The organism is Neobacillus paridis, assembly GCF_016765675.1.
Taxonomy (GTDB): Bacteria; Bacillota; Bacilli; order Bacillales; family Cytobacillaceae; genus Neobacillus; species Neobacillus paridis.
In genome coordinates this window covers 1-1,475 of the sequence record NZ_JAESWB010000306.1, presented here as the reverse complement: position 1 = coordinate 1,475, position 1,475 = coordinate 1, and the positions used below count along the sequence as shown (strand labels likewise).

Below are 1,475 nucleotides of genomic sequence, written 5' to 3'. Positions count from 1 at the left end.
GACCAAATCGTTGGGGGCTCCGAGCCTTTCGACCTCGAACTGCCTGGAGATCTCCTTGGCGAGTACGGCGGGAGCTGGAAACACACCCAAGCCCTCGCGCCCGAACGCCTTCATCAGAGCCGTGTCCTCGAACTCCGCGGCGATGGTTGGCGCAATCCCATGCTGGCGCAACCAACCATCCAAGCGCGGACGCAGTGCCGAGTCAGTGGCCGGCAAGAGCATTGGAAGTTGTTGAAGCGACCGGGGAAATTTCGCCCGGGCCTGGCGCACGTTGGTCCCGTGCCTTTGAAGGACCTTGTCGGATGCAAAAAATGCAATGCCACTGCCTCCGAGCAAGTGGGTAAAGGCCTTGATGCCCAGATTTCCCGGTAACGGAACATCGGAGATCACAAGGTCCACCCGACGCATCGCAAGTTCAGCCATAAGTGCCGGCAATTTTCCCTCGGGACACTGCAAACGCGGGGTGGGCTCCAGGCGAAGTGCAGGCTCGAGCACGTGAAACGCGATCAACTTGGGCACCGAGTCGACGAAGCCGACCTTCAGCATCGGTGCGCGTGGCGTTTCCTTTCCACCTCGCAACGCATCTTCCATCTCCTGACCCAATGTAAAGATTTCGTCGGCGTATTGCATCACCATGCGCCCGGTTTCCGTGGGTTCCACGTTGCGCCCGACCTTCTTAAGCAGCGGCCTGCCCAGGCGCTCCTCCAGCAGATTGATCTGCCCGCTGAGGGTTTGCGGTGACAAGTTGAGATCTTCGCTGGCTCTCAGTACACCGCCTGCCCGGACGACGGTCCAAAAGTAGTGCAGATGCTTGTAGTTCATTGACTATCCTCTTTTTTCGAATGGTTTGTTGAAATTTTCGATTATTCAGAAAAGTCTTGAAGCCGTAAAGTGGTGGTTAGTAACAAGGAGCGAAAAATGTATTGCCCAACATGCACCACAACGCCACTCGTTCAAACCCAGCGCCAGAAGGTCGGGGTGGACTTTTGCCCGCACTGCCGGGGGGTGTGGCTTGATCGCGGCGAGCTTGAGAAGCTGCTCGACAAGGCAGCCGATCCTTCGCATGCGCGCTTTGAGCCGCCCGAAGACGACAAGAGCCCAAGTCACTACCGCCCTCATGACCGGCGCCAGCGCCGCAAGAGCTGGCTTTCTGAAATTCTCGACTGAAAGGACACGCACATGCGTCGCTATCCCATCAACTCGCCCCAAGCGATCGCTCGAATGGTTGCGCTCACCGTCTTGGCTGACGCTGCTGTTTCCAGGGGTGAACTCAGTTCGCTCGTACGCTACAAGATGCACCAACGCCTCGGTTTGGACGAAAAGGCGATGCAGACCGTACTCGACGACTTTGCTCGGGACCTCTACGAGTTTGGCGTGCCCGTTTGGGACTACAGCGGCGGGCTCCACCCTCTGGTAGTTCAGTGCGTGCTCGACGACGTCACCGATCCGCAAATACGCGCAGAGATCTATCAGAT

The 1,475-nt window shown here is 57.9% G+C and carries 3 protein-coding genes; 2 read left to right on the top strand and 1 reads right to left on the bottom strand.

The features are described 5' to 3' along the window. The coding region (locus JK635_RS28980; protein ID WP_202655535.1) for a LysR family transcriptional regulator at positions 1-822 on the bottom strand (822 nt) is incomplete at its 3' end. A 96-nt stretch (positions 823-918) separates the two neighbouring features. Here JK635_RS28980 and JK635_RS28975 point away from each other — a divergent pair. Then, the gene (locus JK635_RS28975; protein ID WP_202655534.1) at positions 919-1,167 is read left to right on the top strand and encodes a zf-TFIIB domain-containing protein; all 249 of its coding nucleotides are present in this window, start codon (positions 919-921) and stop codon (positions 1,165-1,167) included. Between the two features lie 12 nt (positions 1,168-1,179). Continuing rightward, positions 1,180-1,475 (top strand): hypothetical protein (locus JK635_RS28970; protein WP_202655533.1); only part of this gene is annotated, 296 nt, incomplete at its 3' end.